The following is a 14,866-nucleotide window of genomic DNA, read 5'->3' as shown; positions in this document are numbered from 1 at the left end:
GCCCCCGATGTCGCGCGGACCCGGCCGGGCCCTCAGGCGTACGGGTCCGGCCGGTCCTCCTCCTCGTCCGGCTCGGGTTCCGCGCTCTCCAGGGCCACCACCGGGTCCTTCGCCGCCGTGCCGCGCGGCCACCAGTCCTCGGCGCCGGGCTCGGACTCGTAGGCGTACCACGTGCCCTCGCGGTCCATGCGGAGCTGACGTGTGCCGTCCGGGCTCGTGAGCCTGTTGTCATGCGGGCGGTACGGGGGATGCCCCGCCGCGAGGAGGAGGGAACGCGCCCGGTCGAAGGGGCCGGCCGGGGGGTTCCACGGCGGGTCCTCCAGGGCGCGCAGTCCCGCCGCGCCCGCGCCGCGCCAGGCCGCGACCGCCCGGTGCAGCGCCCCCGCCTCCGCGCCCGCCCCGCGCGCGAGCCGCGTGTACAGGGCGCGGCCCGTACCGGTGAGGCCCGTGCCCGGATGGGCGGCGGCGATACGGACCGCGTCCTCCCACACGCCGCGGCCCGCGAGCGGGTCGGCGCCGGTGCGCAGCAGCGCGAGGGCGCGCGTGCCCGCGTCGGACGCGAGACGGTCGAGCACGAGCGGATCGGGCGCGGAGGCCCCCGCCGGGTACGCGGGGGGCGGCTCCGTCGTCGCCGGTACGGGCAGGGGTGGCGGGAGCGGGCCTGGCTCGCGCCCGTACAACTCCCCGGCCTTGACGCCGGGAAGCGCGGTCGCGCCCGCGTCGCCCCGTGCCGCGAGGCGCGCGTGGCGGCGGCTCAGCTCGCTCGTGAAGGTCCCCGGGTCGCGACCGCGCAGCAGCAGGAGCGCCTGCGGGTCAGCGGCGAGCAGCCCGCCGACGCGCAGCGCGAGCGCGAGTCCGTGCTTGCACGGCCGTACGGGGTCGGGGCAGGCGCAGTCGAGCAGGGGCTCCCCCGGGGAGGGGAGCAGCGCGGCGCCCTCGGCCCCGGCGAGCGCCCCCGGCAGCCCGCCGTCGAGGAGCGCCGCGAGCCGGTCGGCACGTGCGGCGCAGGCGTCGGTGAGGCGTTCCCAGGCGGGCTCGGGCAGCTGGTGCGTGCGCAGGCTCACGCGGTACGGGCGGGCCCTGCCGCCCCGCACGTAGGCGAGTGCCGTACCGGGCGTGAGCGTGACGGTGCCGACCCTGCCCTGGCGCTCGTACTCACGCGCCCGCGCGAACCGCCCCGGCTCGGCGGCGAGGGCGGTCAAGGACCGCTCCCAGCCCTCGGACCAGGGCGTCGCCGGGGCCTCGGCACGCGTCGCGCTGTCCGGGCGGTACGTGCGGCGGGCCGCGGCGGGGGCGGCGGCGGAAGCGGGGACCGGCGCGGGCCGTGCCGGGCGGGCCGCGGTCTCCGCCGGGGCCGCAGCCGACGCCGGGGCCTGGGGCGTGGTGGGGGTGGACGTCGATGTGCGGGGCTCGGGCGTGGAGCGCGGTGTCTCCGGGCCGGGCTGGGGGGAGCGGGCGCGGGCCGAGCGGAGCGCGGCGCGGGCGAGATCGGCCGGGCGGGCGGCCGGGGCGGGCGCGGAGCGGGGGCGCGGGGGCTCCACGGCGGGTGGGGGCGCGGCGGGCGCGGGCGCGGGCTCGGCGGACTCGGCGGGCTCTTCGCCCTTGGGTTCGCCGGGTACCGGCCCATCCGTACCGGCGGCGGGCGGGGACGCCGGGCGACCGGGAGAGGTCACCTCGTCGCCCGGGGCGGCGCCCCGCCTGCTGCCGCGCAGGGCGGCACGGGCGGCGTCGGCCGGACGGGGGCGGTCGGCGCGAGCGGCCACGGCTTCCGGGGCGTCCTCCGGGTCCGTCCCGTCCGCGTACCGCTCCCCCGCGCGTCGCAGTCCCTCGCGTACGCGGTCGGCCGGGCTCTCGCCCGTATCCGCCGCTTCCCTGCGCCGGGCGGCGGCCGCGCTTGCCGTACGGCGGGCGCGAGCGCGGGCCGCCGGGCCGAGCGGGGCAGGTCGCGGGGCCTGCCGGATGGCGGCACGGACGAGCGCGGCGGACGCGGCGGCCGCCGCGTCGGCGGCGAGCTGTTCCGGCGTCACGGCGCCGGAGGCGCCGGCCGCCTCGTGCTCGCCGTATTCCTGGTCCTCGTTCACGCGTCCCTCCGCAGGGAGACGAGCGAGGCGAGGTCGCGGTCGGTGAGTTCGGTGAAGGCGGGTTCGCCTCCGGTGCCGAGGACGGCGTCGGCGAGGGCCTGTTTGCCCGCGACGAGGTCGGCGATGCGGTCCTCGACGGTGCCTTCGGCGAGGAGACGGTGGACCTGGACGTGCCGGGTCTGGCCGATGCGGTGGGCGCGGTCGGTGGCCTGGTCCTCGACGGCCGGGTTCCACCAGCGGTCGTAGTGCACGACGTGCCCCGCGCGGGTCAGGTTGAGGCCCGTGCCCGCGGCCTTGAGGGAGAGGACGAGCACGGGCAGGGCGCCGCTCTGGAAGCGGTCCACGAGGGCGTCGCGCGCGTCGACCGGCGTGCCGCCGTGGAGGAGCCCCGCGGGGACCGCCTGCGCGCTCAGGTGCGCGGTGAGGAGCCGCGCCATGCGCACGTACTGCGTGAAGACGAGCACCGAGCCGTCCTCGGCGAGGATCGTGCCGAGGAGTTCGTCGAGCGCGTCGAGTTTCCCCGAACGGCCGGGCAGGCGGGCGGTGTCGGGGTGTTCCTTGAGGTACTGCGCCGGGTGGTTGCAGATCTGCTTGAGGGAGGTGATGAGGCGCAGGACGAGGCCGCGTCTGCTCATGCCCTCGGCGGACCCGATCGCGGCGAGGGACTCGCGGACGACGGCCTCGTAGAGCCCGGCCTGCTCGGTGCCGAGCGCGACGGGGTGGTCCGTGACCGTCTTCGGGGGCAGTTCGGGGAGGATGCCGGGGTCGGTCTTCCTGCGGCGCAGGAGGAAGGGCTTGAGGAGGCGGGCGAGGCGTTCGGCCGCCTCCGGGTTCTCCAGGTGCTCGCCGTTCTCGACGGCGCGGGCGTGCCGGGCGCGGAACGCGGTGAGCGGGCCGAGGAGTCCGGGGGTGGTCCAGTCGAGGAGGGCCCATAGTTCGGAGAGGTTGTTCTCGACGGGGGTGCCCGTGACGGCGACGCGGGCGCGTGCGGGGACGGTGCGCAGGGCGCGCGCGGTCGCCGAGTGCGGGTTCTTGACCTGCTGGGCCTCGTCGGCGATGACGAGGCCGAAGTCCTGCTCGGCGAGCTGGGGCGCGGAGGAGCGCAGTGTCCCGTACGTCGTGAGGAGGAAGCCGCCGGGCGGGGGCACGGGGTCGCGGCCCGCGCCGTGGAAGCGGCGCACCGGGGTGCCGGGCGCGAAGCGGTGGATCTCGCGCTCCCAGTTGCCGAGGAGCGAGGCGGGGCACACGACGAGGCTCGCGGCCTTCGGGGTCTGCTGGGCGCGGGTGAGGTGGAGGGCGATGACGGTGACGGTCTTGCCGAGGCCCATGTCATCGGCGAGGACGCCGCCGAGGCCGAGCGAGGTCATGAGGTCGAGCCAGCCGAGGCCCTGTTTCTGGTAGTCGCGGAGCGTGGCGTGGAGCCCGGGCGGTTCGGGCGCGGCCTTGACGCCCGCGAGGAGGCGGTCGCGGAGCGTCGCGAGGGCGCCGGTGGGGACGGCCTCGACGGTCTCGCCGTCGATGTCGGCGGTTCCCGTGAGCGCGAGGGAGAGCGCGTCGAGCGGGTCGAGGAGCCCGAGCTGCCGCTTACGGGCGCGGCGGGCCAGCTCCGGGTCGATGCGCACCCACTGGTCGCGCAGGCGCACGACGGCGCGGTGCGCTTCCGCGACGCGGTCCATCTCCTCGTCGGTCAGCTCCTCGTCGCCGAGCGCGAGCCGCCACTCGAAGCGGAGCAGCCCCTCGCTGTCGAGGAGTCCCGTGCCGTTCGCCGCGGAGCCGGGGGCGGAGTGGACGACCGCCGTCGCCGTGAGGTCGCGGGTCAGCTCGCGCGGCCAGTGCACGGCGATGCCCGCCGCGTCGAGCCGCGCGGCCGCGCGGCCGAGGAGGTCCTCCGTCTCGCTCTCGTCGAGGGCGAGCACTCCGGGTACCTCCAGCTCCGCGAGGCGGGCGAGCGGGGCCCACACGTGGGCGGCGCGGCGCAGCGCGAGCGCGGCCTCGACCTGCGCCGCGGGTCCGAAGGCGGGGTCGGCCTCGCCGCGCCACAGGGTGCTCGCGTCGGTCACGAGGGTCGGGTCGGCGAGGCTGTGGACCTGGACGAGCACGGTCGAGCCGAGGCTGTGCGCGCCACCGGGGCCCGCGTCGAAGACCGTGCGCGCGGACAGGTCCAGGCGCAGCGAGACCCGTACGCCGGTGCCGCGAGCGGCCGCGGCCTCGGCGGCCCAGTCCCTGGCCCCGGGCAGCGCGGTCGCCTTCGCGGCGGCGAACGGGACACCGTGCGCGTACGGAGCCGCCGGGGTGCGCGGCAGGGTGTCGGCGACCGCGTCGAGCAGGGCTCGTACGAGGGCGGCGGGTTCGGGCAGCCGCAGCGGTCCCGCGCCGGGCAGCGGCACCGCGCAGCCCTCGGCGGGGAGCGCGGCGGCGAGGGCGCGGGCCTGCGCGGTCTCGGCGGCGTCGAGCGGTCCCGCGCGCCAGGTGTCGAGGTCCCCCGGCGCGAGCGCGGGCCGCAGTCTGCCGCGCGCCACGAGCCCGAGCGCGAGCCGCACGGCACCCGCCCAGCACGCGGCGGCCGGGTGCGCGCCCACGTCGGGGGCGGCGAGGAGGACGGGGAGCGCTTCGGCGAGGGGCAGGCGCAGGGCGGGGACCTCGACACGGCGCGGGCGCCCGTCGGCGCGGAGGCGGACGACGGTGAGGGTGTCCGCTGCGCCGGGGACGGGGTCCCCGGCCGGGTCCCACCAGGCGAAGGCGCCCGCGCGGGGCAGCTCGGCGGGCAGGAAGACCGGGGCGAGGTGGTGGAGGCGGGGCGGGGCGGAGGTGGTCATCGCGCACCCCCACGAGGGGCGCGCGGCACGGCGGCAAACAGCGCGCGCGGCACGGCGGGAAGCGGCACGGCGGGAAGCGGCACGGCGGGAAGCGGCACGGCGGGAAGCGGCGCGTGCGGCACGGCGGGAAGCGGCCCGCGAAGGGTGGCGGCGCGCGGCCCGCGGAGTGCGGTGGGACGGCGGAGGGGGGTGCCCCACCCCGTGCGGGACGGCGAGCAGCGGGCGGGTCGCGAGGTGACGCCGCGGTGGGGGCGGCCCGGGTACGTACCGCTGTCGCGCATGTCCACCGCCCCTTCCCGCACTCGTCCCACGGCCCTCACCCCGGTGGTGGGAGCGTGTACGGCCTCGTCGGCGAGGCCGTGTCCGACTCTACGGTGCGGGACGGACAACACGGGGCGTGCGGTGGATCGGCGCAGGTCAGGGCGTTGTCGCGGAGACGACGTAGACGATCGGGTGCTGCGGGTCGGTGCGGTCGACCGTGACGTCCTGGCTCGGGCGCGGGTCGTCCTGGTGGTGGCGCAGGCCCGTCCAGTGCACGGCGGGGTCGAAGCTCCAGCGGGTGATGTCGCGGTCGCGCTTCTTGATCGTGATGCCGTCGTTGAGGTCGGCGCGGGTCTTGCCGAGGGAGTGCAGGAACTTCGTCAGTCCCTTGTGGGTCGTGCGGAACTGCGTGTAGAGGCGGCTGGCCTTCCAGTTGTTCGTCTCGTAGTACGCGACGAACGTCGACTTCGGCGGGATGTCCACCTCGTAGATGCGCCGCTGCACCTTCGAGGGCCAGCCCGCGCTCAGGCCCGTCGCCGAGTACCTGTTCTCCTTGTCGCGGCCCGAGTCGCGGCTCTGCGACGCCGAGACGAGGAGGTATCCGGCGGGCACGCCGATGAGCAGCACGATGATCAGGAGCGTCAGCGTGCGGCGGCGGATCATGTGGCCGCGGCTCTCCGTACGCGCGGCACGGAGCGGGCCCGGCTGCTGGGGAAGGCTCTGGTGGCCGAGGCTCACGCGCGGTCCTCTCCGCCGGGGACGCCCGATGCCTGCGCGTACCGCTCGTACCGCTCGACGCGGCGGCGGTTGGCGCGGCGGAAGCGGCGGGCGACGAGCCTGGCCAGGTCGGCGGCCCCGACCATCCCCGCCTCCGGCCCGAGCTGGGCCTTGGCGATACGGGCCTGGGGGCGGTAGCCGCGCCCCGTGAGGTGGCGCCGGAACGCGTCCGTGGCCGGGTCGATGAGGAGGTCGTCCGCCGCGCTGACGCCCCCGCCGATCACGAAGCACGAGGGGTCGAGCGCGGCCGCGAGGTTCGCGATGCCGACGCCGAGCCACTGCCCGATGTCCTGGAGCAGTTCGACGCACATCGCGTCGCCCGAGCGGGCCAGCTCGGTGATGAGCGGACCGGTGATGTCGTTGATGTTGCCGCCGACGCGGTCGATGATGCCGTGGGCGACGGGCGAGTCGGCCGCGGCCAGCTCGCGGGCCTCGCGCACGAGCGCGTTGCCCGAGCTGTACTGCTCCCAGCAGCCCCTGTTCCCGCAGGGGCAGCGGTGGCCGCCGGGGACGACCTGCATGTGCCCGAACTCGCCCGCGACCCCGAACTGGCCGCGCTTGACCCTGCCGTCCTCCAGGATCGCGCCGCCGATGCCGGTGCCGAGCGTGATCATCACCAGGTGGTCCTCGCCGCGTCCCGCGCCGAAGCGCCACTCCGCCCACGCGGCGGCGTTCGCGTCGTTGTCGACCATGACGGGCACCGCGAGGCGGCCCGAGAGGCGGTCGCGCAGCGGCTCGTCGCGCCAGGCGAGGTGCGGGGCGAACAGGACCCTGTTGCGTTCCGCGTCGACCCAGCCCGCCGCACCGATACCGACGGCGTGCACGTCGTGCCTGTCGGAGAGGTCGAGGACCAGTTCGACGATCGTGTCCTCGACGACCTTGGGGCTCTTCGACTTGTCGGGTGTCTCGGTGCGGAGCGTCTCCAGGATGTGGCCGTCCGCGTCGACGACACCGGCCATGACCTTGGTGCCGCCGATGTCGATGCCGACCGTGGGGACCCGCGGTGCGCTCAGGTGGGAGCGCCGCTCGCGGGTGCCCACGGTGCGCGTACGCAGGACGGTGGCGCGGGCGGCGCCGCGGTACGTGCTCATCGGGGTCCTGTGGGTGTCGGGGGCGCGGCGCTGGGCCGGGGCGGGCGGGAGCCCACCGGGGCCGATTGTGCCATTGCCGGGGGTGGGGGCGGGGGCGGCCCGGGCCGTGGGGGGGCTCTCCCCGCGCGGTGTCCCGCTGTGGCCGCCCTGTGCCCGCCCTCCCCCCGCTCCGGCCGGGGGCGCTCGGTCCGCCCGGGCCCGGGACGGTTCAGTCCGCGTCCCCTGCTCGGGGACGGCTCAGTCCACGTCCTTGACCGGGTGCCCGCCCAGGTGGTCGGGGACCGGGGCGCGCTGGAGTTCGTGGCTGAGTTCCTCCAGTTCGGAGCCGCCCGCCATCTGGCGGGTCAGTTCGTCGAGGGTGATCTCGGCCTTGGGGTGGCTGCCTGCCATCGTGCCGCGCTTGAGGAGCACGAAGTGGTCGCCGACGAGGTAGGCGTGGTGCGGGTTGTGGGTGATGAGGACCACGCCGAGCCCGGCGTCGCGGGCGGCCGCCACGTACTTGAGGACGACGCCGGACTGCTTGACGCCGAGCGCGGCCGTCGGCTCGTCGAGCACGAGGACCTTGGCGCCGAGGTAGACGGCGCGCGCGATCGCGACGCACTGCCGCTCGCCGCCCGAGAGGGTGCCGATCGGCTGGTCGACGTCGCGCAGGTCGATGCCCATGCGGGCCAGCTCGGAGCGGGTCGTCTCGCGCATGAACTGGACGTCCATGCGCTTGAGGGGCCAGGTGCCCTTGACCGGCTCGGAGCCGAGGAAGAAGTTCCGCCAGACGGGCATGAGCGGGACGACGGAGAGGTCCTGGTAGACGGTCGCGATACCGAGGTCGAGCGCTTCGCGGGGCGAGGAGAGCTTCGTGTCCTCGCCGTCGAGGCGGAAGGACCCGGCGTCGTGCTGGTGCAGACCGGCGATGATCTTGATGAGCGTGGACTTGCCCGCGCCGTTGTCGCCGAGGACGCAGGTGATCTCGCCGGGGTGGACGCTGAGCGAGACGCCTTCGAGCGCGCGGACGTTCCCGTAGTACTTGCTGACGTCGTCGAGTTCGACGAGCGGGGGGCGCTCGCCGGTCTCCGCCGGGGTGGGGGTGGTCATGAGGTGGCCTCCGCACGCTTGCGCACCCACGCGTTGAGGAGCGTGGCGAGGAGGAGCATCGCTCCGAGGAAGAACTTGAACCAGTCCGCGTTCCACTCGGCGTAGACGATGCCCTTGCTCGTCATGCCGAAGATGAGCGCGCCGACGGCGGCGCCGATCGCCGATCCGTAGCCGCCGGTGATGAGACAGCCGCCGATGACGGCAGCGACGATGTAGATGAACTCGTTGCCGACGCCTTCGCCCGACTGCACCTGGTCGAAGGAGAAGAGCAGGTGCTGTCCCGAGATCCAGGCGGCGAAGGCGACGCCGAGGTAGAGCCCGATACGGGTCTTCGTGACGGGGACGCCGACCGCGCGGGCCGCGTCGTCGTCACCGCCGACGGCGAAGATCCAGTTGCCCGCGCGGGTGCGCAGCAGGACCCACGTGCCGAGTGCGACGAGCCCGAACCACCACAGGATCGTGACCTTGAAGTCGACGCCGCCGAGGGTGAGCGTGGACGCGAAGAGGGCGTGCGCGGAGTCGAAGCCCTCCATGTCGGAGATGCTCTTGGTCGAGACGCCGCCGCTGATGGCCTTCGTGAGGCCCAGGTTGAGGCCCGTGAGCATGAGGAAGGTGCCGAGCGTGATGATGAAGCTCGGCAGTTTCGTGCGCTGGCGCAAGTAGCCGTTGAAGAAGCCGATCGCGAGCGTGACGACGAGCGAGACGCCGACGCCGACCCACGTGTTGGCGGTCATCTGGAAGCTGAACATGGTGGAGACGAGCGCGGAGGTCGTCACCATGACACCGGCCGAGAGGTCGAAGTCGCCGCCGATCATCAGGAGGGCGACGGGGACCGCCATGATGCCGATCGTGGAGGCCGCGTAGAGCATCGTGGCGAGGCTCGCGGGCTTCAGGAAGCTGTCGGCGACGAGGGCGAAGAAGACGAAGACGGCGATCGCGCCGACGATCGAGCCGAGTTCCGGGCGGCGCAGGAGCTTGCGCCAGCCGGGGGTGCGCAGGAGCCGTTCGTCACCGCCCGCCACGGCGCTCATCGGGTCTCCCGCTTCGTGTACTCGGCGAGCGCGTCGGCGTCGTCGCGCGTGATGATCTGCGGTCCGGTGAGGACGGGCTGCCCGCCGCCGAGCATGTCGGCGTTGTAGCGGTAGAGCCACAGGAGGTCGACGGCCTCGTAGCCCTGGAGGTAGGGCTGCTGGTCGACGGCGAAGCCGAGGGTCTTGGATTTGAGCCCGTCGACGACCTCGGAGTTGAGGTCGAAGGTGTCGATCTCGGCCTTGCTGCCTGCCTCGTCCTTCGCCTTGACGGCGGCGTCGGCGAAGGGCGCGCCGAGGGTCACGACGGTGTCGATCTTCTTGTCCGTCTGGAGCTTGGCCTGAAGGGCCGACTGCACGTCGGGCATGTTGGTGCCGGTGACGTAGATGTTCTCCATCGTGCCGTCGAAGGTCTTCTTGGCCCCGGCGCAGCGGTCCTCGTGGCCGACGTTGCCCTGCTCGTGCAGGACGCACAGCGCCCGCTTCTTGCCGCGCTTGTTGAGTTCCTCGCCGACGGCCTCGCCCGCGACGGTCTCGTCCTGCCCGATGTGGGCGAGCGCGCCGAACCTCTTGGAGTCGTCGGCGCCCGAGTTCACGGTGACGACGGGGATGCCTGCCTTCTTGGCACGGGCAAGGGCGGACTTCATCGCGCCGGGCTTGGCGAGCGTGACGATGATGCCGTCGACCTTCTTGTCGATCGCGGCGTCGACGTACTGCGCCTGGACCTGCCCCTGGTCGCTGTGCGAGTAGAGGAACTTGATGTTGTCCTTGACGGCGGCCTGCTTGGCGCCGTTCTGCACGATGTCCCAGAAGGAGTCGCCGTCGCCGGAGTGGGTGATCATGGCGACCGTCCAGCGCGGGGTGTTCACGGCGGCCTTGCCACCGGCCGCCGCGGCCTTGCGGGCGTCCTCGGCGCGCTTGCCGCCGGTGCTGCTGCACCCCGCGAGGGAGAGGCCGAGCGCCGCGGCCACCGCGACACTCACCCAGGTACGAAAGCGTGCCACCAGGACCAGCCCTTCTCGTCTTGCCGTACGTGCGTCGAATCCGCCGCGCCCGGTGGGCGCACGGTCCACGGGGCCGGGGCCCCGGCCGGAGGCGGGGGGAGGGCGCCCGTGGCGGGCGCTGTCAGCCGCCCCGACCGACCAAGTATCGTGCACCGGCCTCCGGCCGCGCTGCGGCGGGTCGGGAGGGCGGACGGCTCGCAGAGTTGTAACGGAGAGTGGCGGTCCGCGTCAATGGCCCGCACGCGGTCCGCGGCGGGTGCGACGGGCGCGGCCGGTCAACTTCGCCGCGACACACAGGGGTACGGGTCCGTGCTCGCGTGCGTCGCGGGCCCGGCCGGCGAGCGCGCGGGCACGGTGCGCGGCCGGGTGGTGACGCCGGGTGTGTCCCGTGGGGCGGGCCGGGGGCGCGTGTCGCGTGACCAACGCCGCACGGGCGCGTTCAGCCCTGGTCGTCCCACGCCGTCGCGGCCGGGTCCGCGTCGTAGGTCAGGAGGGCGATCTGCACGCGGTTGTTGAGGCGGAGCTTCGCGAGGACGCGGGAGACGTGCGCCTTGACGGTGGGGACGCTGAGGTAGAGCTGGGCGGCGATCTCCGCGTTGGAGGCGCCCCGGCCCACCGCGAGGGCGACCTCGCGTTCGCGCTCGGCGAGGCTCGCGAGCCGTGCGCGGGCCCGGTCGCGGCGCGCGTAGGGGGACTCGCCGCCCGCGACCTGGGCGATGAGGCGGCGTGTGACGAGCGGCGAGAGCACGGGGCGCCCCTGGGCGACCTCGCGCACGGCCTCGGCGATCTCGGCGGGCGGGGTGTCCTTGAGGAGGAACCCGGCCGCGCCCGCGCGCAGGGCCCGCAGCACCTGCTCGTCGGCGTGGAAGGTCGTGAGGACGAGTACTTCGGGTGCCCCTGGCCGCTCCCTGATCCTGGCGGTCGCCGCGAGCCCGTCCGTGCCGGGCATCCGCAGGTCCATGAGGACGACGGCCGGGCTCAGCTCGTCGGCCAGCCGCACCGCCTCCTCGCCGTCCGCGGCCTCGCCGACGATCTCCAGGCCGGGGGCGCCCCCGAGCATGAGGCGGAGTCCGGCCCGTACGAGGGCGTCGTCGTCGGCGAGGAGCACGGTCACTGTCATGCGGGCCACGGTAGCCAGCCCACGAGGCGGAAGCCGCCGTTCCGGGCGCTCCCGTGCTCCAGGCGGCCACCGGCGAGTACGGCGCGCTCGCGCAGGCCGATGAGGCCCTGCCCCGAGCCGGGTACGGGCGCGGGGGCGCCGGGCGGCGCGGTGTTGGCGACCTCGACGGTGAGCCCTTCGCCGGGACGGCCGTGGACGCGGCACGTGACGGGGGACCCGGGGGCGTGCTTGCGGGCGTTGGTCAGGCCCTCCTGGACGATGCGGTAGGCGGTGCGTCCGGTCGCCGCGGGCACGGCGTCGGGCGGCTGCCCGCCGAGGTCCACGCCGAGGTCCACCGCGGCGCCCGCTTCCCTGCTCTCCTCGGCGAGGCGGTCGAGCGAGGCGAGCGTGGGCTGCGGGCGTTCGGGGTTCTCGCCCTCGTCGCCCGCGCGGAGCACGCCGATGATCTGCCGCAGGTCCTGGAGCGCTTCGTGGGCGCTGTCGCGGATGACGCCCGCCGCGCGCTCGATCTCGGGCCCGGGGGCGTCGGGGCGGAATTCGAGGGCGCCCGCGTGGACGCTGAGCAGGGAGAGGCGGTGGGCGAGCACGTCGTGCATCTCGCGGGCGATCTCCTCGCGGGCGAGTCGCTGGGCCCGCTCGGCGCGCAGCTCCGCCTCGGCCTCGGCGCGTGCGGCCCGGTCGCGCAGGGAGAGCACGAGCTGACGGCGGGCGCGGACGAACATGCCCCAGCCGATCACGGTGCCGACCATGACGGAGACGAAGACGGTGGCCTCCGCGACGGAGAGGTCGGGGTCGGGCCGCACGAGGAAGTACGGCGGGACGAGCAGCAGCGTGAGGGCGCCGACCCAGGCCACGTACCGGAAGGGGCGGTGCACGGTCAGGGTGAAGAGGCTCACGAGGATCGCGCCGCCCGAGGTCTCGGAGAAGAGCCCGACGACCATGAGGACGAGTGCGAGCCCGAGGGGCACACGGCGGCGGACCCACAGGGCGCAGCAGGCGAGGAGGCCGAGCACGACATCGACGAGGACCTCGCCGCCGGAGGCGGCGCGGCTGAGGGTGTCGAGGGCGAACACGCCGACGAGCAGCGCCGAGAGGAAGCACAGGCTGTCGACGATCCAGTCCCGCACGGTGCGCCGCGCGCGGCGCGGGGGCGCGAGGTCGACGACGGCGGAGGGCAGCAGCCAGGGGTACTCGGGGCGGACGGGCCCGCGCGGCTCGCGCGGCTCGCGCGCGGCGGCGGTGGACAGCGCGGATCGGAGGCGCGCGACGACCGTCCCCGCCCGGCTCCGGCCACCGGTCCCGTGTGCCGCCGCGTCCTCCCGGCCGGTCGGACGCCCGGGTGCCACCTTTGTCGTCATAGTCAACAAATCTACGGGCCGGGGAAGGACCGCCGGGCGGCCCTGGCGAAGGATCATCCGAAAGTCCACGGGGCGGTACGAAAGTCGGAGCGCGTACGGGGCCGGGGGGAGTCCCGCGGGCGCGGGCCGGGGGGGGGAGTCCCGCGGGCGCGGCCTCGCCGCGCCTCCGCCCGGGCGCGGCACGCCGCCCCACCGCGCGCCGTCGAGCCGTGGGGGGACGCGGGGTGGGGCGGGGGGCGCCTGGGCCGGTCGGTGCCGGCTACCGGCGGGGCGCCGGGGGAAATGGTCAGCGCGTGCGGCGGGTCCGGCCGCTTCGGCGAGCGGTTCGGCCACCTCGGTGAGCGGTCCGGCCGCTTCGGCGAGCGGTTCGGCCGCCTCGGTGAGCCGTTCGGCCGCTTCGGCGAGCGGTTCGGCCGCCTCGGTGAGCCGTTCGGCCGCTTCGGCGGTTCAGCAGGTGAAGTCGATCAGGTCGAAGCTCGCGTAGTGGTCGGAGGTGTAGTAGTCCTCGTCCGTCTGCTCGCCGGTCACGATGCGGCGCGCGCCGCGGTCCGACGAGCCGGGCGTCTTCACGGTGTACTCGTGGTAGTAGCCGGTGGACTGGCTGGGGAGGACCCCCTCGCGGTTCTGGAAGACGGTGCCGTCCTGGGGGTACGGGTACGGGCCGCCCTTGTCGATGAGGTCGAGCGTGTCGTGGGCCTGGCTCGGCAGGGCCGAGGAGCAGATGTCCCCGACGGCGGCGGCGCGTGCCGGAGCGAGGACAGCGGCGGAGACCGCGGAGGGGGTGTGCGCCTGCGCGGTGGCCGCGGGCCCGCCGATCAGGAGGGCGGCGCCGAGTGCGGTGAGGGCGGCGAGTCGGGGGGTGCGGGACAAGGTGTGGGGGTGTCGTCGCATGACGTCCACGATGACGCGCGTAGATGCCGGTGTCCATGTCAACCCGGGTGAAAGTTCCGTGTGTTGGTGAACGGCTGGTGCACGCCGTGTGTGCCGGTGCGGGGCGGCGCGCCCCCGGCGTACGCGGCGGCGCCCCCGGCGTATGCGGCAGGCCGTCCGCACGCCCCCGTCCGCGCGCCCCCGCCCGTGCCGCACCGCCCCGCCCCTCAGGCCCCGCCCAACTCCCGTACCTTCCGCTCCAGTTCCCGCGTCCCCCGCTCGCTCAGACTCCCGTGCAGCCGCAGTCGCGAGACACCACCGTCGGGGTGGATGTCGAGGCGCGCGTGGGTCGCGGGGACGGGGTGGTCGAGGAGGAAGCGGTGAGGGGTGTCGGGCTGGAGGCGGGTGGGCGGCAGGATCTCGGTCCAGGGCCCGTCGTCCTCGCGTACCGAAAGCGCCGCCCAGCCCGCCGCGTTGCCGAGGTAGCAGGCCGTGTCGATCTCGACGGCGCGGATCTCGCCGTGGCCCGCGAGCGCGTAGCGCACCCAGTCGTGCCCGTCGTCGCGCCGCCGCCGGGTCTCCCAGCCCTCGTGCATGGACCGCGAGCGCCCGGGGCGCAGCGTGTTGGCGGGTGGTGAGAAGAAGCGGTCGGAGGCGTCCTCGGCGCGGCCCCCGTGCTCCTGCGCGGCGAGGTCGAAGGTGCCGAGCGCGGCGAGCCAGCCCGGATCGGGCACGACGTCCCCGTGCACGCGCAGCCGGGCGATACCCCCGTCGGGGTACTGCCGCAGCCGTACGTGCGTGAAGCGGCGTGCCGCATCGACGGGGAAACCGTTCGCCGCGTGCCCGCCGATCTCCGTACGGGGCAGGAGAGTTGTCCAGCCCACGCCGGGGGCGAGCAGGTCTTCGGGGCCCGGGTGCCCCGGCAGCGCGGTGGCCTCGACGCTCACCGCGCGCGGGTGGTTGCCGCGGAAGTGCGCGGTGTCGACGAGGAGGCCGCGGACGACGCCGGGGGTCGCGAGGCGGATGAGCGCCCAGTCGTGGTCGTCGGCCTCGGGCCAGGGGTGCGCGGGGCCCGTGCCGCGGCGGCGGCGGGTCTCCCAGCCGTCCATGATCTTGCCCTTGTGGCCGTACTCGGCCGGGTCGAAGTGGGGGCGCTCCGGGCGGAGCAGGTTCTCACGCTCGGCGAAGAACTCGTCGTTGGCGGCGACGACGCAGCCGCCGAGCGCGCGGTCCGCGAGGTCGGGGAGGTCGGTGAAGGGGTGCGCCGCGGAGCGGTAGTCGGCGTAGGGGTCGCCGCCCGCGTAGGGCTGGGCGGGTCCCGTGAAGGTCTCGGTCACGGTGGGCGTGGTTTCCTTTCCTCGCTGGGGTGTT

11 protein-coding genes are annotated in these 14,866 nt (G+C 75.3%); all 11 read right to left on the bottom strand.

All coding sequences use genetic code 11. The features are described 5' to 3' along the window. Positions 1 to 32 precede the first annotated feature (32 nt). The 11 genes from ACQYWQ_RS25960 to alc all read right to left on the bottom strand — a co-directional run bounded on the left by ACQYWQ_RS25960 (position 33) and on the right by alc (position 14,832). Positions 33 to 2,081, bottom strand: a complete 2,049-nt coding sequence (locus ACQYWQ_RS25960) for an SWIM zinc finger family protein (protein WP_431037927.1) — start codon at positions 2,079 to 2,081, stop codon at positions 33 to 35. Continuing rightward, the gene (locus tag ACQYWQ_RS25955) at positions 2,078 to 4,897 is read right to left on the bottom strand and encodes a DEAD/DEAH box helicase (protein WP_431037925.1); all 2,820 of its coding nucleotides are present in this window, start codon (positions 4,895 to 4,897) and stop codon (positions 2,078 to 2,080) included. Before ACQYWQ_RS25955 ends, ACQYWQ_RS25960 begins: the two co-directional genes overlap by 4 nt. A gap of 417 nt (positions 4,898 to 5,314) precedes the next feature. Continuing rightward, the gene (locus ACQYWQ_RS25950) at positions 5,315 to 5,821 is read right to left on the bottom strand and encodes a sugar kinase (RefSeq protein ID WP_431039347.1); all 507 of its coding nucleotides are present in this window, start codon (positions 5,819 to 5,821) and stop codon (positions 5,315 to 5,317) included. A gap of 71 nt (positions 5,822 to 5,892) precedes the next feature. Then, positions 5,893 to 7,026: an ROK family glucokinase gene (locus ACQYWQ_RS25945; protein WP_431037923.1), complete on the bottom strand. Its 1,134-nt coding sequence runs from the start codon at positions 7,024 to 7,026 to the stop codon at positions 5,893 to 5,895. A gap of 237 nt (positions 7,027 to 7,263) precedes the next feature. Then, a complete protein-coding gene (locus tag ACQYWQ_RS25940) occupies positions 7,264 to 8,115 on the bottom strand; it encodes an ATP-binding cassette domain-containing protein (RefSeq protein ID WP_431037921.1) in 852 nt (283 codons plus the stop codon). Further along, the gene (locus ACQYWQ_RS25935; RefSeq protein ID WP_431037920.1) at positions 8,112 to 9,146 is read right to left on the bottom strand and encodes an ABC transporter permease; all 1,035 of its coding nucleotides are present in this window, start codon (positions 9,144 to 9,146) and stop codon (positions 8,112 to 8,114) included. The genes ACQYWQ_RS25940 and ACQYWQ_RS25935 overlap by 4 nt, the downstream gene beginning before the upstream one ends. After that, a complete protein-coding gene (locus ACQYWQ_RS25930) occupies positions 9,143 to 10,147 on the bottom strand; it encodes a sugar ABC transporter substrate-binding protein (RefSeq protein ID WP_431037918.1) in 1,005 nt (334 codons plus the stop codon). The genes ACQYWQ_RS25935 and ACQYWQ_RS25930 overlap by 4 nt, the downstream gene beginning before the upstream one ends. 439 nt (positions 10,148 to 10,586) lie before the next feature. After that, positions 10,587 to 11,267, bottom strand: a complete 681-nt coding sequence (locus ACQYWQ_RS25925; protein WP_431037917.1) for a response regulator transcription factor — start codon at positions 11,265 to 11,267, stop codon at positions 10,587 to 10,589. Then, positions 11,264 to 12,613 (bottom strand): sensor histidine kinase, encoded by a 1,350-nt coding sequence (locus ACQYWQ_RS25920; RefSeq protein WP_431039346.1) that lies wholly within the window; start codon positions 12,611 to 12,613, stop codon positions 11,264 to 11,266. Before ACQYWQ_RS25920 ends, ACQYWQ_RS25925 begins: the two co-directional genes overlap by 4 nt. Positions 12,614 to 13,072: 459 nt before the next feature. Continuing rightward, positions 13,073 to 13,516 carry a ribonuclease gene (locus ACQYWQ_RS25915; RefSeq protein ID WP_431037916.1) on the bottom strand — a complete coding sequence of 148 codons (444 nt, stop codon included), beginning with the start codon at positions 13,514 to 13,516 and terminating at the stop codon, positions 13,073 to 13,075. Positions 13,517 to 13,722: 206 nt separating this feature from the next. Further along, entirely contained in the window at positions 13,723 to 14,832 is a 1,110-nt protein-coding gene (alc, locus tag ACQYWQ_RS25910) for an allantoicase (RefSeq protein ID WP_431037914.1), read from the bottom strand. Positions 14,833 to 14,866: the final 34 nt, after the last annotated feature.

Origin of the sequence: Streptomyces sp. P6-2-1 (genome assembly GCF_050613165.1) — a bacterium.
Lineage (GTDB): Bacteria > Actinomycetota > Actinomycetes > Streptomycetales > Streptomycetaceae > Streptomyces.
Note: the sequence above shows the minus strand (reverse complement) of the source record. Positions and strands in the feature narration are given on the sequence as shown.

What these genes read in the sequence shown, in the direction of transcription:
- ACQYWQ_RS25940 (WP_431037921.1), bottom strand. Translation starts at nt 8,115, where the DNA reads ATGACCACCCCCACCCCGGCGGAGACCGGCGAGCGCCCCCCGCTCGTC.
- ACQYWQ_RS25925 (WP_431037917.1), bottom strand. Translation starts at nt 11,267, where the DNA reads ATGACAGTGACCGTGCTCCTCGCCGACGACGACGCCCTCGTACGGGCC.
- ACQYWQ_RS25915 (WP_431037916.1), bottom strand. Translation starts at nt 13,516, where the DNA reads ATGCGACGACACCCCCACACCTTGTCCCGCACCCCCCGACTCGCCGCC.
- ACQYWQ_RS25950 (WP_431039347.1), bottom strand. Translation starts at nt 5,821, where the DNA reads ATGATCCGCCGCCGCACGCTGACGCTCCTGATCATCGTGCTGCTCATC.
- ACQYWQ_RS25955 (WP_431037925.1), bottom strand. Translation starts at nt 4,897, where the DNA reads ATGACCACCTCCGCCCCGCCCCGCCTCCACCACCTCGCCCCGGTCTTC.
- ACQYWQ_RS25945 (WP_431037923.1), bottom strand. Translation starts at nt 7,026, where the DNA reads ATGAGCACGTACCGCGGCGCCGCCCGCGCCACCGTCCTGCGTACGCGC.
- ACQYWQ_RS25935 (WP_431037920.1), bottom strand. Translation starts at nt 9,146, where the DNA reads ATGAGCGCCGTGGCGGGCGGTGACGAACGGCTCCTGCGCACCCCCGGC.